Source organism: Lysinibacillus sp. NPDC093197 (assembly GCF_044754025.1).
Lineage (GTDB): Bacteria > Bacillota > Bacilli > Bacillales_A > Planococcaceae > Lysinibacillus.
This window is the reverse complement of sequence record NZ_JBIVOH010000003.1, coordinates 119110-141527: the sequence shown is the minus strand read 5'-3', so window position 1 is coordinate 141527 and position 22418 is coordinate 119110. Positions and strand designations below refer to the sequence as shown.

The 22418-nt window shown below is 38.9% G+C and carries 24 protein-coding genes; 20 read left to right on the top strand and 4 right to left on the bottom strand.

Features of this window, described 5'->3' with window-relative positions; translation table 11 throughout:
- Positions 1 to 47 precede the first annotated feature (47 nt).
- The 19 genes from atpE (at position 48) to ACIP9G_RS10620 (ending at position 14957) form a co-directional block, all read left to right on the top strand.
- The gene (gene atpE / locus ACIP9G_RS10710; protein ID WP_004269474.1) at positions 48 to 272 is read left to right on the top strand and encodes a F0F1 ATP synthase subunit C; all 225 of its coding nucleotides are present in this window, start codon (positions 48 to 50) and stop codon (positions 270 to 272) included.
- 177 nt (positions 273 to 449) lie between these two features.
- On the top strand, positions 450 to 968 hold the full coding sequence (atpF, locus tag ACIP9G_RS10705; protein WP_340820980.1) for a F0F1 ATP synthase subunit B: 519 nt from the start codon (positions 450 to 452) through the stop codon (positions 966 to 968).
- Positions 965 to 1501 (top strand): F0F1 ATP synthase subunit delta, encoded by a 537-nt coding sequence (locus tag ACIP9G_RS10700; RefSeq protein ID WP_340820979.1) that lies wholly within the window; start codon positions 965 to 967, stop codon positions 1499 to 1501. Before atpF ends, ACIP9G_RS10700 begins: the two co-directional genes overlap by 4 nt.
- A gap of 28 nt (positions 1502 to 1529) precedes the next feature.
- A complete protein-coding gene (gene atpA / locus ACIP9G_RS10695; RefSeq protein ID WP_173478606.1) occupies positions 1530 to 3038 on the top strand; it encodes a F0F1 ATP synthase subunit alpha in 1509 nt (502 codons plus the stop codon).
- Positions 3039 to 3087: 49 nt separating this feature from the next.
- On the top strand, positions 3088 to 3945 hold the full coding sequence (gene atpG, locus ACIP9G_RS10690; RefSeq protein WP_340820977.1) for an ATP synthase F1 subunit gamma: 858 nt from the start codon (positions 3088 to 3090) through the stop codon (positions 3943 to 3945).
- Between the two features lie 50 nt (positions 3946 to 3995).
- Positions 3996 to 5411: a F0F1 ATP synthase subunit beta gene (atpD, locus tag ACIP9G_RS10685; protein ID WP_340820976.1), complete on the top strand. Its 1416-nt coding sequence runs from the start codon at positions 3996 to 3998 to the stop codon at positions 5409 to 5411.
- Between the two features lie 24 nt (positions 5412 to 5435).
- On the top strand, positions 5436 to 5843 hold the full coding sequence (locus tag ACIP9G_RS10680) for a F0F1 ATP synthase subunit epsilon (RefSeq protein WP_340820975.1): 408 nt from the start codon (positions 5436 to 5438) through the stop codon (positions 5841 to 5843).
- Between the two features lie 58 nt (positions 5844 to 5901).
- Positions 5902 to 6141 (top strand): DUF1146 family protein, encoded by a 240-nt coding sequence (locus ACIP9G_RS10675; protein WP_340820974.1) that lies wholly within the window; start codon positions 5902 to 5904, stop codon positions 6139 to 6141.
- A gap of 397 nt (positions 6142 to 6538) precedes the next feature.
- Complete coding sequence (gene murA / locus ACIP9G_RS10670) at positions 6539 to 7852, top strand: UDP-N-acetylglucosamine 1-carboxyvinyltransferase (protein WP_340820973.1); 1314 nt, start codon at positions 6539 to 6541, stop codon at positions 7850 to 7852.
- Between the two features lie 141 nt (positions 7853 to 7993).
- Complete coding sequence (gene spoIID, locus ACIP9G_RS10665; protein ID WP_401019205.1) at positions 7994 to 8938, top strand: stage II sporulation protein D; 945 nt, start codon at positions 7994 to 7996, stop codon at positions 8936 to 8938.
- Positions 8939 to 8975: 37 nt separating this feature from the next.
- The gene (locus ACIP9G_RS10660) at positions 8976 to 9632 is read left to right on the top strand and encodes a peptidoglycan DD-metalloendopeptidase family protein (protein WP_340820971.1); all 657 of its coding nucleotides are present in this window, start codon (positions 8976 to 8978) and stop codon (positions 9630 to 9632) included.
- A gap of 134 nt (positions 9633 to 9766) precedes the next feature.
- A complete protein-coding gene (locus tag ACIP9G_RS10655) occupies positions 9767 to 10024 on the top strand; it encodes a sporulation transcriptional regulator SpoIIID (RefSeq protein WP_340820970.1) in 258 nt (85 codons plus the stop codon).
- Positions 10025 to 10193: 169 nt separating this feature from the next.
- Complete coding sequence (gene mreB / locus ACIP9G_RS10650) at positions 10194 to 11189, top strand: rod shape-determining protein (RefSeq protein ID WP_340820969.1); 996 nt, start codon at positions 10194 to 10196, stop codon at positions 11187 to 11189.
- Between the two features lie 21 nt (positions 11190 to 11210).
- Positions 11211 to 12044, top strand: a complete 834-nt coding sequence (locus ACIP9G_RS10645; RefSeq protein ID WP_340820968.1) for a flagellar hook-basal body protein — start codon at positions 11211 to 11213, stop codon at positions 12042 to 12044.
- Positions 12045 to 12068: 24 nt separating this feature from the next.
- A complete protein-coding gene (locus tag ACIP9G_RS10640) occupies positions 12069 to 12908 on the top strand; it encodes a flagellar hook-basal body protein (protein WP_340820967.1) in 840 nt (279 codons plus the stop codon).
- Between the two features lie 37 nt (positions 12909 to 12945).
- A complete protein-coding gene (locus ACIP9G_RS10635) occupies positions 12946 to 13230 on the top strand; it encodes a DNA-directed RNA polymerase subunit beta (protein WP_340820966.1) in 285 nt (94 codons plus the stop codon).
- Positions 13231 to 13459: 229 nt separating this feature from the next.
- Positions 13460 to 13903, top strand: coding sequence for a 3-hydroxyacyl-ACP dehydratase FabZ (gene fabZ, locus ACIP9G_RS10630; RefSeq protein WP_340820965.1), 444 nt, complete (start codon positions 13460 to 13462; stop codon positions 13901 to 13903).
- A 159-nt stretch (positions 13904 to 14062) separates the two neighbouring features.
- The gene (locus ACIP9G_RS10625; protein WP_340820964.1) at positions 14063 to 14446 is read left to right on the top strand and encodes a hypothetical protein; all 384 of its coding nucleotides are present in this window, start codon (positions 14063 to 14065) and stop codon (positions 14444 to 14446) included.
- Positions 14447 to 14558: 112 nt separating this feature from the next.
- Positions 14559 to 14957: a hypothetical protein gene (locus tag ACIP9G_RS10620; protein WP_401019204.1), complete on the top strand. Its 399-nt coding sequence runs from the start codon at positions 14559 to 14561 to the stop codon at positions 14955 to 14957.
- A gap of 485 nt (positions 14958 to 15442) precedes the next feature.
- Here ACIP9G_RS10620 and ACIP9G_RS10615 read toward each other — a convergent pair whose 3' ends face one another.
- Positions 15443 to 16414, bottom strand: a complete 972-nt coding sequence (locus tag ACIP9G_RS10615) for a nuclease-related domain-containing protein (protein ID WP_401019203.1) — start codon at positions 16412 to 16414, stop codon at positions 15443 to 15445.
- A gap of 93 nt (positions 16415 to 16507) precedes the next feature.
- On the bottom strand, positions 16508 to 16933 hold the full coding sequence (locus tag ACIP9G_RS10610) for a YwpF family protein (RefSeq protein WP_340820960.1): 426 nt from the start codon (positions 16931 to 16933) through the stop codon (positions 16508 to 16510).
- Between the two features lie 300 nt (positions 16934 to 17233).
- Between ACIP9G_RS10610 and ACIP9G_RS10605 the strand changes: the two genes are divergently transcribed.
- Positions 17234 to 17656 (top strand): single-stranded DNA-binding protein, encoded by a 423-nt coding sequence (locus ACIP9G_RS10605; RefSeq protein WP_401019202.1) that lies wholly within the window; start codon positions 17234 to 17236, stop codon positions 17654 to 17656.
- Between the two features lie 269 nt (positions 17657 to 17925).
- Here ACIP9G_RS10605 and ACIP9G_RS10600 read toward each other — a convergent pair whose 3' ends face one another.
- Positions 17926 to 20697 carry a DEAD/DEAH box helicase gene (locus ACIP9G_RS10600; protein WP_401019200.1) on the bottom strand — a complete coding sequence of 924 codons (2772 nt, stop codon included), beginning with the start codon at positions 20695 to 20697 and terminating at the stop codon, positions 17926 to 17928.
- Positions 20694 to 22268, bottom strand: a complete 1575-nt coding sequence (locus ACIP9G_RS10595; RefSeq protein WP_401019199.1) for a hypothetical protein — start codon at positions 22266 to 22268, stop codon at positions 20694 to 20696. The genes ACIP9G_RS10600 and ACIP9G_RS10595 overlap by 4 nt, the downstream gene beginning before the upstream one ends.
- Positions 22269 to 22418 lie beyond the last annotated feature (150 nt).

Genomic DNA, 22418 nt, shown 5'->3' with positions numbered 1-22418 from the left:
TATGCTTGAACCAAAAAAACAAACAATTCCAAGGAGGAAATTTTAAAATGACAGGTTCATTAGGTTTATTAGCAGCAGCAATCGCAATCGGTTTAGGTGCACTTGGTGCAGGTATTGGTAACGGTCTTATCGTATCAAAAACAGTTGAAGGTATCGCTCGCCAACCAGAAGCTCGTGGCGTTCTTCAAACTACTATGTTCATCGGGGTTGCATTAGTTGAAGCATTACCGATCATCGCAGTAGTAGTAGCATTCATCGTAATGAACAAATAATTCAGTTGTATACTGAATTTTACTAGTGGCGAAGCAGGATTCACCAGATGAAACTTCGCCCTTCATTTTGGAACAGATAAAAGCTATGTGCAAATATAGCTTTTTAAAATAGGTAAGTTTTTAAGTATTACAAACTAATATGTTGAAGTTAAAGCTCTTGAAGGGAGTGAAACAATCGTGTTTTTAGACAATCTTGTACTAGGTGCAGGTGGAGGATTCAATGGTGGAGATGTCATCTCAACATTAGTCATCTTCTTAGTATTAATGCTTCTACTTAAAAAGTTCGCTTGGGGTCCATTAATGGGCATTATGCAACAACGTGAAGAATTAGTAGCTAGTGAGATCGAAGCAGCTGAAAAAGCTCGCAAAGATTCGCACAAATTTTTAGAAGAACAAAAAAGTCTTCTTAAAGAAGCTCGTACGGAAGCACAATCGATTGTTGAGGGTGCTAAGAAGCAAGGCGAAATGCAAAAAGAAGAAATTCTTACAGCAGCTCGCAATGAAGCTAACCGCTTAAAAGAATCGGCTTTACGTGAAATCGAGTCTGAAAAAGAAAAGGCTATCGCAGCTGTACGTGATGAAGTCGTTTCATTATCTGTACTTGCAGCATCTAAAGTCCTTAGCAAAGAGATTTCTGAGGCAGACAACCGTGCTCTAATTGAAGAGACGATTGCGAAGGCAGGGGAAGCTCAATGAGTAATTCAACTGTAGCAAAGCGTTACGCTCAAGCTCTATTTGAAATTGCGCAACAAAAAAATATTCTTGCAGAAGTTGGGGCAGACTTAAACGAGTTAACAAAAGTTGTTACAGAATCTCCAGATTTTTTAACACTTTTAAACGCGCCTAAGTTCTCTATTGAACGCAAGAAGCAAATGGTAGCTGAAATCTTTGCAAGTGCAACGCCAGAAGTTTTACACACAGTTCAACTACTTGTTGAGAAGAAACGTGTAAACGAAGTGAAGCTAATTGCTAATGCATATGCTGAGCTTGCTGCACAGGCACAAGGTTCTGCAGATGCAACTGTATTCTCAACTCGTGAACTTTCTGCTGAAGAAAGCGCTAAAATTTCTGCAGCATTCAGTAAACTTGTTGGGAAACAATCGTTAAACATTACAAACGAAATCGATCCTTCATTATTAGGTGGTATTCGTGTTCAAATCGGTAACCATATTTATGATAGCTCAGTAGTGAACAAGCTTGAGCGTCTAAAACGTGAATTAATCGGTTAATAATTTAGAAATGTGAGAGGTGACATACATGGGCATCAAGGCTGAAGAAATCAGCAGTCTGATTAAACAACAGATTGAGAATTATGAATCTGAACTTAAAGTAAGCGAAGTTGGTACAGTTATCCGTATTGGTGACGGTATCGCTCTTGCTCATGGCCTCGACAACGCCATGGCTGGAGAGCTTCTAGAGTTCTCTAACGGTGTTATGGGTATGGCTCAAAACCTAGAAGAAGGTAACGTTGGTATCGTTATTTTAGGTCCATACACAGACATCAAAGAAGGCGATGAAGTTCGTCGTACAGGTCGTATTATGGAAGTACCAGTTGGTGAAGAACTAATTGGCCGTGTTGTAAACCCACTAGGTCAACCAGTGGATGGACAAGGTCCAATCAACACAACTAAATCTCGTCCAATCGAAAGCCCAGCTTTCGGTGTAATGGCTCGTAAATCAGTACACGAACCACTACAAACTGGTATCAAAGCGATTGACGCACTTGTACCAATCGGTCGTGGTCAACGTGAATTAATCATTGGTGACCGCCAAGTTGGTAAAACATCTGTAGCAATCGATACAATCCTTAACCAAAATGACCAAAACATGATCTGTATCTATGTTGCAATTGGTCAAAAAGAATCTACTGTACGTGGTGTAGTAGAAACTTTCCGTAAACATGGCGCTTTAGATTACACAATCGTTGTGACAGCTTCAGCTTCTCAACCAGCTCCATTATTATTCTTAGCACCATTCGCTGGTGTATCTATGGCAGAGGAATTCATGTTACAAGGTAAACACGTATTAATCGTGTATGATGATCTTTCTAAACAAGCATCAGCTTACCGTGAACTTTCACTTCTTCTTCGCCGTCCTCCAGGTCGTGAAGCATACCCTGGTGACGTTTTCTACTTACACAGCCGCTTATTAGAACGTGCTGCGAAGTTAAATGAAACATATCAAAATGGTTCAATCACAGCTCTTCCATTCGTTGAGACACAAGCTGGGGATATCTCTGCATACATCCCAACTAACGTTATCTCAATCACTGATGGACAAATTTTCTTACAATCTGACTTATTCAACTCAGGTGTACGTCCAGCGATTAACGCCGGTCTTTCTGTATCACGTGTAGGTGGATCTGCTCAAATTAAAGCGATGAAAAAAGTTGCGGGTACACTACGTCTTGACTTAGCTGCATTCCGTGAGCTTGAATCTTTCGCTCAATTCGGTTCAGATTTAGATAAAATCACACTTGCTAAACTTGAGCGTGGTAAACGTACGGTTGAAGTTCTTAAACAAGACCTAAACAAACCACTTAAAGTTGAAAAACAAGTTGCGATCCTTTATGCATTAACTAAAGGTCATTTAGATGATATTCCAGTTCAAGATATCGTTCGTTTTGAATCTGAATTCTTAAGCTGGTTAGATACAAACCACACAAACGTTTTAGATCATGTTCGTACTACTAAAGAACTTGCTCCTGACGCGGAATACGTAGCAGCTTTAACTGCATTCAAAAAAACTTTCGCTAAATCAGAATAAGCAAGAAAAATAGTCGCTTGATTAAAAAACAAAAGGTGGTGAAATACCAGTGGTAAACTTACGCGAAATAAAAGGTCGTATTAATTCAACAAAGAGTACGAAACAAATTACGAAAGCGATGCAGATGGTTTCTTCTTCAAAGTTACGTCGTGCAGAGCAAAATGCTAAAGCTTACGTTCCTTACATGGAAAAAATTCAGGACGTAGTAGGCGCTATCGCTTCAGGTACAAAAGACAGTGGACATCCAATGTTAACTGCACGTCCTGTTAAGAAAACAGCTTACTTAGTCATTGGTTCTGACCGTGGTCTTGCAGGTGCTTACAACTCAAGTATCCTTCGTCAAGTGCAACGTACAATCAACGAGCGTCATAAATCAAAAGACGAATACGTGATTTTAGCAGTAGGTCGTGTTGTTCGTGATTACTTTGTGAAACGTGATCATAATGTTATTAGCAGTGTAGTTGCTCTTCCTGACCAACCAACATTCGCTGATATTAAAGAAATCGCTCGTAATGCTGTTGGTATGTTCATTGACGGTACGTATGATGAACTTTATATGTACTACAATCACTTTGTTAGCGCTATCGCTAATGAAGTGACAGAGAAAAAACTTCTTCCATTAACTGATATTGCAACTGTAAGCAGTAAAGCTTCTTATGAATTCGAACCATCTGGTGAAGCAATTCTTGAAGTATTACTTCCACAATATGCGGAAAGCCTAGTTTACGGCGCATTATTAGACGGAAAAGCAAGTGAACATGCTTCTCGTATGACTGCTATGAAAAATGCAACTGATAACGCATCTGATCTTATCGGAGATCTTTCATTGCAATATAACCGTGCACGTCAAGCAGCAATTACACAAGAAATTACAGAAATCGTTGGTGGGGCTGCAGCCTTAGAATAGGCTTCAGCTCACCAATGTCGTATAAGAATACGATAGGAGGGTACACAGTAATGAATAAAGGACATGTTATTCAAGTAATGGGTCCGGTTGTTGACGTAAAATTCAACAATGGCCAATTACCAGCAATCTATAACTCATTAACAGTTAAGATTGAACGTCCTAATGAAGAACCAACAACTCTTGCATTAGAAGTTGCACTTCATTTAGGTGATGATTCTGTTCGTACAATTGCAATGTCATCTACTGATGGCTTACAACGTGGAGCAGAAGTAACAGACTCAGGAAAAGCTATCTCAGTACCAGTTGGTGAAGTGACTCTTGGTCGTGTATTCAACGTATTAGGAGAAGTAATCGACTTAGGTGAAGAAATTCCAGCTGATGCTCGTCGTGATTCAATTCACCGCGAAGCACCAACTTTCGATGAGCTTTCAACTTCAGTTGAAATCCTTGAAACAGGTATCAAAGTAGTAGACTTATTAGCACCATACATCAAAGGTGGTAAAATCGGTCTATTCGGTGGTGCCGGTGTAGGTAAAACTGTATTAATCCAAGAATTAATCAATAACATTGCACAAGAGCACTCAGGTATCTCTGTATTCGCTGGTGTAGGTGAGCGTACTCGTGAAGGGAACGACTTATTCTTCGAGATGAGCGATTCAGGCGTTATCAAGCAAACAGCGATGGTATTCGGTCAAATGAACGAGCCACCAGGTGCACGTATGCGTGTAGCTTTAACTGGTCTTACAATGGCAGAATACTTCCGTGATGAGCAAGGTGCAGACGTACTTTTATTCATCGACAATATCTTCCGTTTCACACAAGCAGGTTCTGAGGTTTCTGCCCTATTAGGTCGTATGCCTTCTGCGGTAGGTTACCAACCAACACTTGCAACTGAAATGGGTAAATTACAAGAACGTATCACATCTACTAACAAAGGATCTGTAACTTCTATTCAAGCGATCTATGTACCAGCCGATGACTATACTGACCCGGCTCCAGCTACAACTTTCGCCCACTTAGATGCAACTACTAACCTTGAGCGTAAATTATCTGAAATGGGTATCTACCCTGCGGTTGACCCATTAGCTTCGACTTCTCGTGCATTATCACCAGAAATCGTAGGCGCTGAGCACTACGCAGTAGCAACTGGCGTACAACGTACAATCCAACGTTACCGTGAATTACAAGATATCATTGCTATCTTAGGTATGGATGAGTTATCTGATGAAGATAAACAAACAGTTGAACGTGCTCGTCGTATTCAATTCTTCTTATCTCAAAACTTCCACGTTGCGGAACAATTCACTGGTCAAAAAGGTTCTTACGTTCCTGTTAAAGAAACGGTTCGTTCATTCAAGGAAATCCTTGATGGTAAACACGATCACCTACCAGAAGATGCTTTCCGTTTAGTTGGATCTATTGAAGAAGTAGTTGAAAAAGCGAAAAGCATGGGCGTAGAGGTTTAATACTAGGGACGAGGAGGAAAAAATATGAAGACAGTTACAGTCAATATTGTCACTCCCGACGGCCCAGTATACGATTCTGAAGTATCAATGGTAATCGCGAAAACAACTTCAGGTGAGATCGGTGTTCTTGCTGGCCATATTCCAATGGTTGCTCCACTTGCAATTGGTGCAGTGAAGCTGAAAAAAGAAGACGGTTCAACAGAAGTTGTAGCTGTAAGCGGTGGTTTCATTGAAGTTCGTCCAGAAAAGATCTCAATTTTAGCACCTTCTGCTGAAATTGCTGAAAACATCGATGTTCAACGTGCTAAAGAAGCCGTTAAACGCGCTGAAGGACGAATTCAAAGCAAACAAGATAACATTGATTTCAAACGTGCTGACCTAGCATTAAAACGTGCGTTGAATCGTATCAACGTTCATGAGGGTAATATCTAATTCAATTTTTAACGGGCAGATTCAATATCTGCCCGTTTTTTAAATGGAGGAACACGATGTGGAAATTTATGAAGCAGTAGGGCAAGAAGCTTTAATGGGGATTCTATCGCATCTATTTTTTATTGCTATCACATTTTACGCTTTGCAGGCCTTCATGCTAGAAAAACTATTTAAGAAAAATAAAGTTTTTCAAATACAGTTGATTTATATTTTGCTAAGCATTGCGATAGGCACAGCAGTTTCTAATTTCTTTCTTCAAATTTCAGGTTGGTCTGGAAAACTTCCGTACTTATTTTAAATTTAGCGAAGTTAACATAATATGTAGACGGAAGCATAATTTTATAGGTACATATTTCGAAGGGCTCCATAAGATAACTTATGTGGTCCTTTGAAATATGTACAAAAGAGGTTTAACAATCCATATAAACGGATATATTTTAGTCACGAACTTTCGTTATGTATAAGAGAATTACATTTTTTTCCGTGTTATTGGTCATTCACAAAAAAAAAAATAATGCGTACAATAAATAAATAGCAAAATATCAATAAATGCATTAAAATAGTGATTTGGACGCTTGAACGAGCGTGTGAAAAGTTGTACTATAAAGTTGTTTGTTTACTGATTATGACATTATACATCTTTTTTTAAAATAAATTTTCGATAGGTTAAGAGATTGAATTCGGAGGGACGTAGGGTGGATAAAATTATAGTGACTGGCGGCCAAAAGCTACAGGGAAAAGTTCGTGTAGAGGGCGCAAAAAATGCAGTGTTACCAATCCTGGCAGCAGCTTTACTTGCTTCAAAAGGAGAAAATGTAATTAAAGAAGTCCCTAACTTAGCAGATGTTTATACCATAAATGAAGTACTTAAAAGTCTAAACGCTGATGTTACATATATACCAGAAGACAATATAGTATATATAGACGCAACAAAGGATCTTTCAAGTGAAGCTCAATTTGAATTTGTGAGTAAAATGCGTGCATCTATTTTAGTGATGGGTTCTTTACTTGCTCGAAATGGCTTTGCACGTGTAGCTTTACCTGGTGGTTGTGCAATCGGTTCACGACCAATAGAATTACATTTAAAAGGCTTTGAGGCAATGGGCGCAAAAATTTCATTTGGGCACGGATATGTGGAAGCGAAGGTAGAGGGTCGTTTACAAGGTGCGAATGTGTATTTGGATTTCCCAAGTGTTGGAGCTACAGAAAATATTATGACGGCTGCATCTTTAGCAAAAGGAACGACTGTCATTGAAAATGCAGCAAAAGAACCAGAAATTGTAGATCTTGCTAACTTCATTAATAGTATGGGTGGGCGTGTTATCGGTGCAGGTACGAATACGATTCGTATAGAAGGCGTTGACACATTATATGGAATAGAACATCATATTATTCCAGACCGTATTGAGGCAGGTACATTTATGGTAGCCGCAGCGATAACAAAAGGTGATGTAACGATAGAAAACGCTGTGCCAGAGCATATGACGGCTTTAATAGCTAAAATGCGAGAAATGGGCGTTGAAATTACAGAGCTAGATGAAGGTATACGCGTACATGTACCGCAAACATTAAAAGCCGTGGATATTAAAACAATGCCGCATCCAGGATTCCCAACGGATATGCAATCACAAATGATGGCCTTAATGTTAACTGCTGAAGGTACGAGTATTATTACTGAAACTGTTTTTGAAAACCGTTTTATGCACGTAGAAGAGTTTCGTCGCATGAATGCAGGAGCAAAAATTGAAGGCCGCTCTGTCTTTATCGAAGGGCCAGTAGACCTACAGGGAGCTGAGGTTATGGCAACAGATTTACGAGCTGCCGCTGCACTAATTTTAGCTGGTCTTGTGTCAGAGGGTATTACGAGAGTTACAAAGCTTCACCATTTAGATCGTGGTTATGTAGACTTTCATGGGAAATTAGCGTCACTTGGCGCTAATATTGAACGTGTAACAACGATGGAAGTTGTACAAAAGGAAAAAGCTTCATTGGAATTACCAACAAACTAATGATATTGAAATCTCTTTGCTTATAATAAGCAAAGAGATTTTTTGTTGTTAAATCAAAATCTACTCTTCAAAACAAGATAATAAGTCTTTTACGTTTAGTAGAACGCTCATATATTAAAGAGTTCTCGCATATTATTCCATATGAAAAAATGGATAATGAGTATTGGTGTTATTTGTTTAATTGGCGCATTATATATGCTTCCTTTAGCATTCAGTGAGAGACGAACGGAAGACAATTTTAACAATTCTCCACAAACGACGGAAAAAGCCTGTGAAATATTCATAGAAGTGGAGGGACAACAGGAAAAAATTCCTTTAGAAACGTATATAGTGGGTGTAGTTGCTGCAGAAATGCCCGTTTCTTTTAATAAAGAAGCTTTAAAAGCACAAGCAATTGCAGCAAGGACATATGCTCTGAAAACGACAAATTACGGCAAGAATACCATTGCACCTACAGTTGCAAGGCAAGTTTACTATAATAAGGAACAAAGAAAAGCAAATTGGACTAGCAATTTCCCGGGAAATGAAAAGAAAATTGTCGAAGCCATTACAGAAACACAAGGACAAGTACTTCTATATGATAATGAATTAATAACAGCAATGTTTCATTCAACGAGTAATGGGAAAACGGAAAGTGCTTATGGCTACAGCGGTAATGACTTACCATATTTACAAAGCGTTACGAGTATGTCCGATCAAGCATCTCCAAAGTTTGCAACAATAGAACAATGGACGCTAGCCGAATGGAATGCCTTGTGGCCGGTTAAATGGCAGGCGACAGACTTTGGCCGTATACAATTGTTCCTTAATGATTCAGGACGTGTTGAACGGTTACAGATGGGGAAAAACGTCTGGTCAGGTAGAGAGGTTAGAACACTCTTACAATTACCGTCAACAGATTTTAAGATTTCATATAGTAGAGATACTGGAAAAGTTCAAGTAGCAACGAAGGGATATGGTCACGGAGTTGGTATGAGTCAGTATGGTGCAAATGCGATGGCAGGTGAAGGAAAGACCGCCTCAGAAATTTTACACTATTATTATCAAGAAGTTGAGATAAAAAAAATAGATGCATGTTTAAAATAGCTTCTAGTTGTTCACACTGCAACTAGAGGTGATGAAAATGAGAGAGGATAAAAATAGTAAAACTTCTCAAAATGAAAAAGGACAATTGCAGAAAAAACCTTGGTTTTGGCCGGTAGTATACGGTGGGGGTGCGTTAGTGTTAGCAGGTTTGTTATTTGGTTACAATAGTCTCGTATCAAAAGAAGAGGCGCCATTACCAGATTTAGCACAGGTAGACCCAGGTCCAGTAGTTGAAACAAATGCACGAACAGAAAACATGAAGTATCCATTCAAAGAAGCTGACTTTAGTAAAGTACAAGTTTCACAGGAATTTTATGAGTTAGAAGCCAATGAAGAGTCACGTGAGAATGCTTTAATGGTATTCAATCAAACTTTTACAACTTCATCAGGCATTTCTCTTTCTATGAATGGAGAGGAATTTGAAGTAGTTGCTGCGTTGAGTGGTAAAGTACTAGAAGTAAAACTAGATGCATTCACAGGCAATAAAATCGTTCTAGAGCATGCAAATGGTATGCAAACACATTACAGCTCTGTGAAGGATATTGTCGTAAAAGAAGGCGATGAAGTTACACAAGGTCAGGCACTTGGAAAAGCGACTGACAATGAGTGGAATCAAGCAGCTGGCGTTCATATGCATTTTGAAGTACTAGAAAACGGGAAATATATCAATCCTAAAAAATTACTAGCATTTTAAAAAAATCAGCATTTTAACGAGAAAGTGCCAAACGTGTTCTGAATAGCTTTGTCCTCACATAAGGTGAAGAAATGCGCAGACGTGCATCTGATGCCAAAGCCATTTTGTGAAATTGTGTGGAAAGGACGAAGAACGTGCACGAGCACATTCGGAAGCGCTGCATACGCCTCGGTGAATTATTGATTGAGACGCGTGAAACTGTGCGTGTCCTCGCGAAAATGACAGGTTACTCAAAAAGTACGGTGCATAAAGATTTAACAGAGCGATTACCAACAATTCATGAAGGATTAGCTGATCAAGTGAAAGAGATTCTCGCCTACCATAAAGCCGTACGTCATATTCGTGGAGGAGAGGCAACGAAAAACAAGTGGAAAGAAAGAGCGAGTCAATAATGATTCGTTCTTTTTTTGTACTTTGCTACTTGTGTACATATAATTGTAGGAAAACAAGCGGAATAACTAAATTTAGGTGAAATTACCAATGGGGTGTGATAAAATATTCTAGATAAATAGACAATAGGAACGTTATGTAGTTTGAACTGGCGGGAAGGAGAAATTTAAAATGTTTTCGAAGGATATAGGCATTGACTTAGGAACTGCGAACGTATTAATTCACGTAAAAGGTAAAGGAATCGTCCTTAATGAACCTTCAGTGGTAGCAATAGATAAAAAGACAAACAAAGTTTTAGCTGTAGGAGAAGAAGCTCGTCAAATGGTGGGTCGCACGCCCGGTAATATAACTGCAATTCGGCCATTACGCGATGGAGTGATTGCAGATTTTGATGTTACTGAAGCGATGCTTAGACATTTCATCAATAAATTAAATTTAAAAGGATTTTTATCTAAACCACGTATCTTGATTTGCTGTCCTACAAATATTACAAGTGTAGAGCAAAAAGCTATTCGCGAAGCCGCTGAAAAATCTGGTGGTAAAAAAGTATATTTAGAGGAAGAGCCGAAAGTTGCGGCAATCGGTGCAGGTATGGATATTTTCCAACCAAGCGGCAATATGGTAGTTGATATCGGTGGCGGAACTACAGATATTGCAGTACTTTCAATGGGTGACATTGTAACAAGTGAGTCTATTAAGGTAGCGGGCGACGTTTTTGATAATGATATTTTGCAATATATTAAAAAGGAATATAAATTGCTAATTGGTGAGCGTACAGCAGAAGCAATCAAAATGACAATCGGCACAGTTTTCAAAGGTGGACGTAGCGATTCAATGGATATTCGCGGTCGTGATATGGTAACAGGCTTACCTCGTACAATTACGATCCATTCTGAGGAAATTGAACGTGCATTACATGAATCGGTAGCAATGATCGTACAATCGGCTAAAAACGTGTTGGAAAAAACACCGCCTGAGCTATCAGCTGATATTATTGATCGCGGTGTAATTATTACTGGTGGTGGCGCATTGCTACACGGTATGGACCAACTGTTAATTGAAGAGTTAAAAGTACCAGTCTTTATTGCTGAATATCCAATGGACTGTGTGGCAATTGGCACTGGCATTATGCTAGAAAATATTGATCGTGTTCCAGCATCCCTATAAAAATACAATGAGGTGATTCCTTTGTTCAAAGGGTTTTATACAGTAGCAACAGGTATGATAGCACAACAAAGACGAACAGAATTACTGACAAACAACTTATCAAATGCAAGTACACCTGGATTTAAAGCTGATCAATCTACAATTCGTTCATTTCCAGATATGCTAATGTCGAGCGTAGGTAAAACAAATGCACCTGCCAATCAGCAATCCGGCTCGCAGTATATGAGCCAAGTTGGTGCATTAAATACAGGAATTTATATGCAAGAAACATTGCCAAATTACATACAAGGTCAAATCTACAGCACTGATTTAACGACAGATATGGCCCTTATTGATGGATACTTACCGCAAAATGAAGATGGTGTTACTGGCTCAATTTTCTTCCGTCTGGCACATCCAGACGGTGGAGAAGCCTATACACGTAACGGGAATTTTACATTAGATGGTCAAGGCTATTTAGTCAATGCGCAAGGTCTTTACGTATTATCAGACAGTGGACAACGCATCCAGCTACCAAATGATGATTTCCGTCTTGATCAGGATGGTACAATTTTTGTAAATAACCAGCAAGTAGCGCGTGTAGGTGTATCATTTGCTGCCAATCCGAACATGCTAGTTAAACAAGACAATGGCTTAATTCGTACAGAAAATGGAGACGCTTTACCTACTGCTTACGGTGCGAATGGCGTATCGTTTACATTAGGTCAAAATTATTTAGAGCGCTCAAACGTAGACTCTGGTCGCACAATGACAGACTTAATGACAGCGTATCGAGCTTTCGAAGCAAATCAAAAAGTGTTACAGGCTTATGATCGAAGTATGGAAAAGGCTGTTAACGAAATCGGCAAACTATAATAAGCGAACAGGAGGCGTTTTCCCATGCTACGAACAATGATTACGGCAACGAATACAATGGGCCAATTGCAAAATAAACTAGATACAATTAGTAATAACATCGCTAATAGTGGTACGCATGGCTATAAGACACAGCAAGCTACTTTCAATGAACTAATGTATCAGCAATTTAATACTGATAAACAGGACCCTACTGTGCGCCAATCACCAGTAGGTATACGCTATGGCTCTGGCGCAATGCTTGGCCAAGTTCAAACAAATCATAAGCAAGGTTCCCTTCAAACAACAGATCGTGACCTTGATTTTGCTTTTACAAAGCCAAAACAATATTTCAACATTTTAATGCCAGATGGTGAAAATGGTACAAAAACAGTGTATACTCGTCAAGGTGACTTTTATTTATCACCTTTAAATAATGGGACGGTAATGCTTGTTAATACAGATGGCTATCCAGTAGCTGATGCAAATGGACAGCCTATAACATTACCTGATAACGTAAAAGGATTCGCTGTTCGCGATGGAGGCTCGTTAGAAGCAACATATCCAAATGGAGATATTATTCGTACGGATTTAGCTGTAACAGAATTCCAAAAGCCACAGCTAATGGAGCATGTATCTGGCACATATTTAGGCTTACCAAATAACTTAGCAGAGCTAGGATTTACACAAGCTGAAGTTGTAACAGATTTACAAGGCGCAAATCGTCAGCAAATCGGCATGCAAAATGGTACACTCGAATTATCGAATGTAAACTTGTCGAAGGAAATGACAGATTTAATTGAAACACAACGTGCTTATCAATTTAATGCAAGAGCCGTAACACTAGCTGACCAAATGCTAGGGCTAATTAATGGCATAAGATAAGTTACGTTTGAGTAAGTAATGAAGGGGTACAATATCTATGACAAACGATTCACGTCGACGTTCTGTGCCGACACAAAAAACCGATACGCCACCAGAAGAGAAGGGACGTCGCTCAAATGGAGAGCAACGCGAGGTTCGATGGGTGCAAATACGGCTGATTCCGATTTGGTTACGTGTTGTACTTGTTATTGTTTTAATCATTGTTGCCGCTATTTTAGGTACGATGGTCGGCTACAGTGTGATTGGTCAAGGAAAAGCAATGGATGTCTTTAATTTAGAAACATGGCGGCATATATTTGACATAATGAATGGTAAAGAATAATAATATTCTTTACCATACTTTGTGTTATCACATAAAAAGGTTTAATACTGCAATCTGTATATCAAATGCGCGCGCTTTTGGATTAGAACAAAGGCGAATTGTATTTGAGACCTTCATTCTGTTGTCCGAGCTGGCTCGTTGCTTGCTAAATGGAGAGGATTCGGAATTGGAGGTTTAGTACGTATTTTATGTAAAAAGCCAACTTACATACTTAAGAGGGGGAAAAGAAATGTTAACAGCAGAACAAATTCAAGCAATTTTACCACACCGTTATCCTTTTTTATTCGTAGATCGTATTGTGGAATTAGAGGAAGGCAAGCGTGCGGTAGGTTTCAAAAATGTATCAATTAATGAGGATTTCTTTAATGGACATTTTCCAGGATATCCAGTTATGCCAGGTGTTCTAATTGTTGAAGCATTAGCACAAGTTGGTGGTGTAGCTTTATTAAAATCTGAGCAATATCAAGGACGTTTAGTGTTTTTAACGGGCATTGATAATGCACGCTTTAAGCGTCAAGTAGTACCAGGCGATCAGCTTCGATTAGAAGTGGAATTCATTAAATTGCGCGGTTCTATGGGTAAAGGACACGGAATTGCGACTGTTGATGGCGAGCTTGTTTGTGAGGCAGATATTTTATTTGCAATAGGGCCAGAACAACCAAAACAGCCTTAATTTGCAATTATAGGCTAAAAGTTATAAAATAATCTTGTCGAATAGTGTTCTTATTGTCAATTTTTTTTGACAGATATTAGTATAGTTTTAATAATACGATGGAATTGTATTGAAATACATGAGATTTTAGGTTTTTTAAAAAGTAGGAGGATTATATAGATGTATAAGGAATTGTCTTCAGGTGTTAAAATTAGCATTACGCGTTCGATTTCAACATCTTTCGAATCATACTTAGCAAGTATTGGTTGGGAAGAAGAGCGCTTTTCTATGGAAGACTTCATTGCTAGCTGGCAGTCTTATTTTCAGGAAAATGCCGCTTGGATCGAAAAAATCCCAGCCGATGTTTTGATGAGTACTGAATTCCATGAAGAAATGGCAAAAAAAATCGATGAAGTAATTGCAAAAATTTTAAATGAAGAACCAACCGCTAAACAGATTGAAACAATTGATGCTTTACAAAAAGAGTTAGGTACAAACTATTCTTATAATTGTAAAGCAGAAGCAGCTTATATTGAGCAGTTGCTAAAAGAAAAACAAAAATAGTTTTTGTACAAAAAATCGGATAGTTCCCTCCTTTCCCGGGCAATCTATGTAGGATCACAAATGCACAAGTTGTATTTGATGACATAGTACTCAAGAAAGGAGGTTTTTTAATATGTGGAAAATGTCATTTTTAACCATCATTCTTGCTACAGTATTCCTTGGAGGTTGTAACTGGGGTAACAATGCGGCTAATGAAACCCCAATGGAAAATGTGAAGAACGACGTTCGAAAAGGTGTTAACGATGTTGAAGATGTTGTAGATCCAAATAAGAACCATGATGTCTATGATCGCAACGTAAACAACAACACTCGTGGCACTGTGAACGAAGGTAGAGTAAACGAAGGCACAGTAAATGAAAACACTGTAATGCCTGAAGCGACTACACCAGGATCAAATGCGGATGTAAATGGCTCAAATGGCTATGATAACGTTCCTAATGCAAATGGTGTAAACGGTGTTGAAAGAAACAACAATGCTGTTAATGAACGTAATACCATGACTACTCCATAAATACAAAAAGTGATTCCGTCAATCGGAATCACTTTTTTATATTGAGCTGGGTGAATCCTGCTGTGCGAAAGGTAGGTGATGGATTCCACGGAAGTTAGGAGTGATTCCACGAAAGCGAGGTTTAATTCGCGGAGCAGAGGAATGATTCCGCGGAGCAGAGGTGTGATTCAGCGAAAGAAGAGTGTGATTCCGCGGAGCATAGGTAGAATTCCGCGAAAAAGAGGTGTGATTCCGCGGAGCAGAGGAAGAATTCCGCGAAAGCGAGGAGTGATTCCGCGAAAGAGAGGTGTAATTCCGCGGAGCAGAGGTATGATTCCGCGAAAATGAGGAGTGATTCCGCGGAGCAGAGGTATAATTCCGCGAAAGCGAGGAGTGATTCCGCGAAAGCGAGGAGTGTGATACCGCGGAACAGAGGAAGAATCCCCCGAATCACGCAACAAGCAGTCCTCAAAAAAATCTTATGCGGAAGTCCGCATAAGATTTGATCAAAAGAACTGCTTCATATATTCTGTTAAATTTTCAGGGAGATGGTAAACGCGATTTTTAGTCGTACCGATACTAGGAAAATTAAATTTTCGCAATAAGCGATTTGCTGCATCACTTGATTCAATGCCGAAGAATTTGCGCAATTGACTATTGGTTATAGTCCGATTCACAAGCAATTGATAATCTTGTAGTGCTTCTGCAAATATCTCCTTGCTTGTATGTTGGCATACAGAACATTTCCAAATGCCACGATAATAAAACATTTGATTTTTGTATTTGCATTTTGGACAAAGTACTCCATGGCGAAAGCGCGAGGAATCTATGCGAGTTAATAATTCTTGTGGTTGATGTTGAGCTCGAATTAGTTGCACAAAACGGGTTAGTTGCTCATCCGTTAATATTGGTTTGGGGTGTTTTTTATAAAGACTTTGAATATGACTCTGCAGTCCGGATACATGGAAAATAGGAACTGTATTCGGATGATTTTCAATGATAGCGGATGGATTAGAAAAAATAACTGCGCCTTCTATAGGGAGATAATAATTTTTAGATATAATTTTAATGAATTGAATATGCCGTTGGATTTGAGTAATAGCATTTGGAAAGCCTTCAACTGTTCCATCAGGTTTTGTCCGAGTGCATTGATATGTAATGCCATCGAAATCTAGCTTTCCACTTATATTCTTTATTTCCACAACTAACATGAAATGATTACAAATAAAGAGTGTATCGAGTTGATGAGTATGCTTAGCTGCATTCGCAAGCACAATATTATGCAATACAAAAAAAGTATTTGGACATATTATTTCATACCATTCTTTATCGACTCTTTGTTCACCGGCGAAACCAGCATCGAGCCTCCGAAATTGTTCAATAAAATAGCTAGCCTCAGGATCTCGCTCCCGTAACCGTTTCAATAAAGCTTCGAGCCATAATAATTTTAACGGTTTCTTACGAATGACAAAATTCATTTGAGTTCACCCCTTTTTTACACCATATTTTATTCAAAAATGACAACTTGTCCAGCATAAAAAAACGATACGTTATACAACGCATCGCTAAAATTAATCATTTTTAAGTTTTGGTCGTTCTTTCATACCTTTTGAGAAGCGGTCTAGTAACTCTACTTGCGAAACACCTTCTGTTAGGAGATCAGCGAGTAATTGTTCAGCGTATTTTGAACGCTTAATTTTTAAAGTCCCTTTTAATAGCACAGAGATATGCTCGCCAATTTCTTGCACAGTATGAACGACAACTCGAAAAGGCGCTGGTTCATTATCTGGAAATGAAATAACTGCTCGCACATTAAATACTGTAGCATTCGCTAATAACTCATCAAAAATCGGTCGATATTGTCGATCGATAAACAGTTCAAGAATCCACGATTGATGGCTGTTTTCCTGGTTAATAATAATGCCATCGACTAAAGGAAATGCTTGCATGCCCTCTTGAGTGACAAGGTCAAAGGAAAGCATTTTAAATGTTTTCATTATGTATCCTCCTAAGTCGGTCATTCATTTTAGTATAACATAATCAATTACAGCTTGTTGCTGATGAGTCTGGTACTTCAATTCTCCATTAAATATGCAAAATTTAATTTTTGTGGAAAGTACTATTTTACTTACAGCCATCAAGACTCTACTCGAAAAAAACCAAAGATACAATAAATAAACGGATAAAAAAACGATTTTTCGGATTGAATAACGCCTTAAATATTAAAAATCGACTTTTGCCAATATGGACTGCCATCTTGTAAGATGAGAGCAATTAAAAGCAAAGGAGGTGAATTGATGAACCAAGGCGGACTGGTTGGAAGACTTACGAAGGATCCTGTGTTAAGACAACTATCTAGAAATCGGGTGCAATCTCATTTTTCCCTCGCCATTAATCGCAATTACAAAAACAGTCGTGGGGAAGTAGAAACTGACTTTATACTTTGTACAGTATGGGGAAAGCTGGCAGAGCATATCGTTAGATTTTGCGGAAAAGGCTCATTGATTGGGATTAATGGCCGAATTCAGTCCAGATCATTTATGAATGAAGAAAGCACAAAAATTTATATTACTGAAGTGGTTGTAGAAGATGTCCGCTTTTATAGGCTGAAGCCGCCAGATAGTGACGGGAGCAAAGTACCACCATCTTCATCCGTCAATCAGGAGATTCTTAAGGATTTTGTATTACCAGAGAAAGAGTTGCAATTACCAGTAGTATAACCGACTATCGCAATACATACGGAGCAATGCTAAAACATTTTCTAAATTCGCCATTCTCCTATAAGAATGCTAAGCACTTGCGCCGTAATATATTAATTAGAAGGGATTGATGTGTTATTTAAATAATACTTGTCATTGCTGAAGACCGCACAGCAATGGACATTTCACACAACTAAATATTAGAAGTAAGTAGGAAAGAAGAAAAACATTGTTCACTGAAATGTTGCTAATGAAAAGAGCGCCAAGAACGTTAAGCTCTTGGCGCATTTTTAAGATAAATTATAATCCAGTGACATTAGATCACGAAGTTCATCATCATCTAGCTCTGTTAACCACTGGCTCGATTGAATGAGTTCCTCTGATAATGCAGATTTCTGTGCCAGCATTTTATCAATTTTTTCCTCAATCGTCCCTATAGTCACAAACTTATGCACCTGCACAAATTGTGTTTGCCCAATTCGGTAGGCACGGTCTGTTGCTTGATTTTCAACAGCAGGGTTCCACCAACGATCGGCATGCAATACATGGTTTGCAGCAGTTAAGTTTAACCCTGTTCCTCCTGCCTTTAATGAGAGAATGAATATAGGGAATTCACCCGCCTGAAAAGCCTCTACTAAACGGTCACGTTGCTGTTTAGGCATAGCACCGGTTAAAAATGGTGCATCAACATTATAAATTTCGCTGAAACAATGCTGTAGTAATTGTCCCATTCCAATATATTGTGTGAAAATAAGACATTGTTCACCATTGTCCACAATTTCCGCTGCCATGTTTACAATACGCTCTAGCTTGACGGAACGTGTAAGCATCGTTGAAGCATCCTCGAAAGGTTCCTTTAAATAAAGTGCAGGGTGATTACATAATTGCTTTAATTTACTAAGCATCTTTAAAACGCGGCCTTTCTTTTGAAAGCCAGTTAGTTGCTCTAGCTGATCAAGCGTTTCTAAAATATAACCTTCATACAGTGACGCTTGTTCTGCGGTTAATGCGCAATAGGCATGTGACTCTTGCTTATCAGGTAAATTAAGCTGTAAATTCGGATCTCGCTTTGTACGACGAAGTAAAAACGGTTGAATTTTCGCGCGTAGCTTTTGCTTATGTGACTCTGATTCATCGCGTTCAATTGGTAATATAAATTCTTCGTTAAAGCGTCCAAAGCTTCCTAAATAACCTTTATGAATAAAATCAAAAATAGCCCAAAGCTCCGATAATCGATTTTCAACAGGTGTCCCTGTTAGAGCTATATGGTGGCTACCATGTAATTTTCGTATCGAACGAGATTGTAATGTCTGCATATTTTTTATATTTTGTGCCTCGTCTAGTACAACAGTTGCCCAATTAATTTCTTGTAAAAATTCTGCATCCTGTGACACTGTACCATAAGTAGATAAAATAACATGCGGTTTTTCTTGTTCGATAAGTCTTACAAATGCATCTTCTTTCGTTCGATTTGCTTGATAATGCGTATGCACGACCAACGATGGAGCAAAGCGGGCAAGCTCTTTTTGCCAGTTACCAAGTACTGAAGTCGGACAAATAATAATGGTTGGCTCTTTGGCATCCGTTGTTTCATAGACATGCAGTAAATAACAAATAAGTTGCACGGTTTTGCCAAGTCCCATGTCATCAGCTAGACAGGCTCCAAAACCTTGTTCGCGCATAAAGATAAGCCATTCAAATCCTTCTTGCTGATAGGGACGTAAGCTAGCATTTAATGAAAGGGGCACTGGTACTGGTGGAAGACCTTTCTTTTCCTGAAGCTGCTCCATATAAGATTTTAAAGATTGCTGTAACTCAAAGGCGAAAAGCGGATCGTCACGCATTGCATCATCGGCATCTTCTTCTTCCTCAGGCACAGATAAATCTTCAGGTAGCTCGCGGAATAAAAGCTCACGAACAGTCCAACTTTCATCTTCAGCCTGTTGCATTAAAGCACGCATTTCTTGCATCCAATTGGCATCCACTCGGAACCATTCTGTACCAATGCGAATGAATTCTCGTTTTTCATCGACAAGCTTTTTAAATTGCTCGGCTGATATCGATTCACCATTCATTGAAAATTGCCATTTAAACGTCAAAATATCATCAAGCCCAGCTACTTTTTTCGTTGATATATTGCCTGTGCTAACACGTACGCGAATTTTTGATTGTTTTAAATCTTTTAGCCACGCTGGTAGCACAACATCAAAACCGAGTGCCTGTAACCTTGCTAAGTCTTCACGTAAAAATTTGCGAACTTCTAAATCGTCTAGCGTAACATGAATAAAGACATCAGGTTGTAAATCTTCAATTGATAGCAGCTCCACAATCTGTGTTTGTTGTTGTTCAATATCAAGCGCAAATGCTTGCCATTTAGTCGGTAATGCATCTGCTAATGGTAATAATTTTTTACGAACAGCGGGTGTCCAGTAATTTTTTGTTGAAACAGTACTTAAAACAGTTTCCAAAAGCCAAACTTCCGAATCTTCCTCAGGCTCACTTAAACGTAGAGAAACAGTAACAGCGCCAGCTTGGCGATCCTGTTCTAAAGGCCAGCCACCACGTTCGAAAAATGGGAGTAGCTTAGGCACATCAGACACAAGTAATCCAGCGTGAGCGAGTTTTTGTTGCACGGCTATTTCAAGTAATTCAGTATCTTCACCTTCTATAGAAAATGACAGTGAAGAAAAATCATCTGCAATTACTGCATGGGACCAAAGTGAAGGTTCCTGCCAGTATTGCTGTAATTTTTGTGCTTGTTCTATCATCGTACTACTTTCAGCATTAATCCCTTGCCAATGGATAAATGGGTGACTGTAGCGCGAAGAAAAGATATCGAGTAATTCGGCAGTAGAAATATCGATGGAAAGCTCTGTACGATTGGTCATTAAGCCATAAGTATTTGCCTCATAGGTGAAAAATAATGAAGAAATAAGTGTCTCTACCTCTATTGCGGTACCACTTGCAGTAAAGCCCTGCACCGTATAATTGCCATTCTGAGCTGATTCAATGCGTAGCTGTAGTCTTTTCGTAAACGGAGAGGGAGCATTTAATGTCATCATACTAAGTTTCCTTTCTCAATCTCTTCCTGTAGTGCACGAAGTCTTTTATATTCTGCACGGATTGTTTGCATGTATGTTTCAAAATAAGCAACTTTTCCTGCTCGTTTTGCTGCGCTTCGCATACTTTTCCATATACGTACAGCTTGCTTATAATTCATACGTGATTTTTGTGTAATCTCTGCCATCGCATAGACATGATACAAAGGTAATACTGCTGCAGGAGCTATGTGTAATACATCCTTTAGACCACACATTTCCAAATAAGAAAATGAGGAAACATTTAACTGATGTAACGCCGCCCATTCACGGTAGCGTTCTTTTCGAATAAGGAAGAAAGAATATGGCTGTAATCCGTATACACCGAACGCACTATATAACGTAGTTTCTTCCTCCTCGGTCAATTGTATATCTTCATATAAAAGTTGGAATTGTCGCACGTATTGCGCTCGCTGTACGACGGGCACAGTTTCTTGTAAAAAAGCTTCAGCAAATGGGAGCATAGCACGCAAAATTAATGCTTGTGAATGTGACTCGCCAGCTCGCTTTGCAAAAGTAGCTAATTCGAACAAGTCTTGCATCTGTGGTAAGGCAACGTGTGCAATGCTTTCCTGTAATAATTGTTCTTTTTGTAATAGCACATAAAATATAAGCTTTAATGATTGTAAAGAAATCTCGGGTGACAGATTGTCGAGGTTGCTAATAAGTATAAGCTCCTGTTCGCGTCTAGGCTTCTCATAAAAAAGCACTGCCCACAGCAGCATGTAGATTTGCAGTCGATTAGCAAACAGCCCTTCGCGTTCAAGTAAAAAGTTTCGGACGATTAGCTGAAGTGCATCATAAAATGGATCGGTTGCAAAAAGCCGAGAGCGATTCGTTAATTCTGTCAGTATACTTTCAAATGATTGCAAACTTTGGTCGATAAAGTATTTCATATAGGGTGAATCTAATGAATGCCCCTGTGTATTGTTTAAATGACGCCAAATCACATTAAAAATGGACAGCTCTATAAATAGTTTATAGATAGGCTGCCACTCACGTTCAAATGGCATATGTTTGCGTAGTCGCTCCAATGCATCAGAACGAATTGCCGAAAGTCCGTAGCCTTCTAAAATGCGACCAGACGGTAACAGACGTTTCATTACTTCATCGACCATCAACTGCCAGCTTTCAGGACTACGTTCATCAGCCAATGATTTTAACTGCACTGATTTTTGGGAACGCCAAGCACTAGACCAGTTTTGTACCGAATCAAAGTACTGATAGAGAGCAAGTAGTGCGCCAACCTGATGTCGACACCATTTTTGTTGGGGACAGTTACAGCTTAAAGTCCCGTGAGCAAAATCAATTTCTACAGTTGCAGGTCTCACATCCTGTACGCTTGCATATAATATAGAACTTGCTCCATTAAAACGATCAAATACGATAGATTTGTTACGTACAGAAAAAACTGCACGACGCATAAGTTCCTCGTCTTCGCTAGAGGACGGATGTAAATCCTGCTCAGCTTCTTTTAATTTAGCAAGTATAAATTGTTGATATTCCTTAGCTAGTTGCGAAATAGACAAAGCCATAACCTCACTCCTCTCAATTGCATTGGCCAATGACTTTAGCTTTAATTTGGATGACAAAAAATGTCATACGTAGTATTAAGGAAAAAAGACTGTCTTTCCATTATACGATTAAAATGCGGACATGATAAGCTGAATGATCAGAAAGAAAAA

Coding starts and splice junctions, on each gene's coding strand:
- atpE (WP_004269474.1), top strand. CDS start 48: ATGACAGGTTCATTAGGTTTATTAGCAGCAGCAATCGCAATCGGTTTA.
- ACIP9G_RS10700 (WP_340820979.1), top strand. CDS start 965: ATGAGTAATTCAACTGTAGCAAAGCGTTACGCTCAAGCTCTATTTGAA.
- atpA (WP_173478606.1), top strand. CDS start 1,530: ATGGGCATCAAGGCTGAAGAAATCAGCAGTCTGATTAAACAACAGATT.
- atpD (WP_340820976.1), top strand. CDS start 3,996: ATGAATAAAGGACATGTTATTCAAGTAATGGGTCCGGTTGTTGACGTA.
- ACIP9G_RS10680 (WP_340820975.1), top strand. CDS start 5,436: ATGAAGACAGTTACAGTCAATATTGTCACTCCCGACGGCCCAGTATAC.
- spoIID (WP_401019205.1), top strand. CDS start 7,994: ATGAAAAAATGGATAATGAGTATTGGTGTTATTTGTTTAATTGGCGCA.
- ACIP9G_RS10660 (WP_340820971.1), top strand. CDS start 8,976: ATGAGAGAGGATAAAAATAGTAAAACTTCTCAAAATGAAAAAGGACAA.
- mreB (WP_340820969.1), top strand. CDS start 10,194: ATGTTTTCGAAGGATATAGGCATTGACTTAGGAACTGCGAACGTATTA.
- ACIP9G_RS10640 (WP_340820967.1), top strand. CDS start 12,069: ATGCTACGAACAATGATTACGGCAACGAATACAATGGGCCAATTGCAA.
- ACIP9G_RS10635 (WP_340820966.1), top strand. CDS start 12,946: ATGACAAACGATTCACGTCGACGTTCTGTGCCGACACAAAAAACCGAT.
- fabZ (WP_340820965.1), top strand. CDS start 13,460: ATGTTAACAGCAGAACAAATTCAAGCAATTTTACCACACCGTTATCCT.
- ACIP9G_RS10625 (WP_340820964.1), top strand. CDS start 14,063: ATGTATAAGGAATTGTCTTCAGGTGTTAAAATTAGCATTACGCGTTCG.
- ACIP9G_RS10620 (WP_401019204.1), top strand. CDS start 14,559: ATGTGGAAAATGTCATTTTTAACCATCATTCTTGCTACAGTATTCCTT.
- ACIP9G_RS10615 (WP_401019203.1), bottom strand. CDS start 16,414: ATGAATTTTGTCATTCGTAAGAAACCGTTAAAATTATTATGGCTCGAA.
- ACIP9G_RS10610 (WP_340820960.1), bottom strand. CDS start 16,933: ATGAAAACATTTAAAATGCTTTCCTTTGACCTTGTCACTCAAGAGGGC.
- ACIP9G_RS10605 (WP_401019202.1), top strand. CDS start 17,234: ATGAACCAAGGCGGACTGGTTGGAAGACTTACGAAGGATCCTGTGTTA.
- ACIP9G_RS10600 (WP_401019200.1), bottom strand. CDS start 20,697: ATGATGACATTAAATGCTCCCTCTCCGTTTACGAAAAGACTACAGCTA.
- ACIP9G_RS10595 (WP_401019199.1), bottom strand. CDS start 22,268: ATGGCTTTGTCTATTTCGCAACTAGCTAAGGAATATCAACAATTTATA.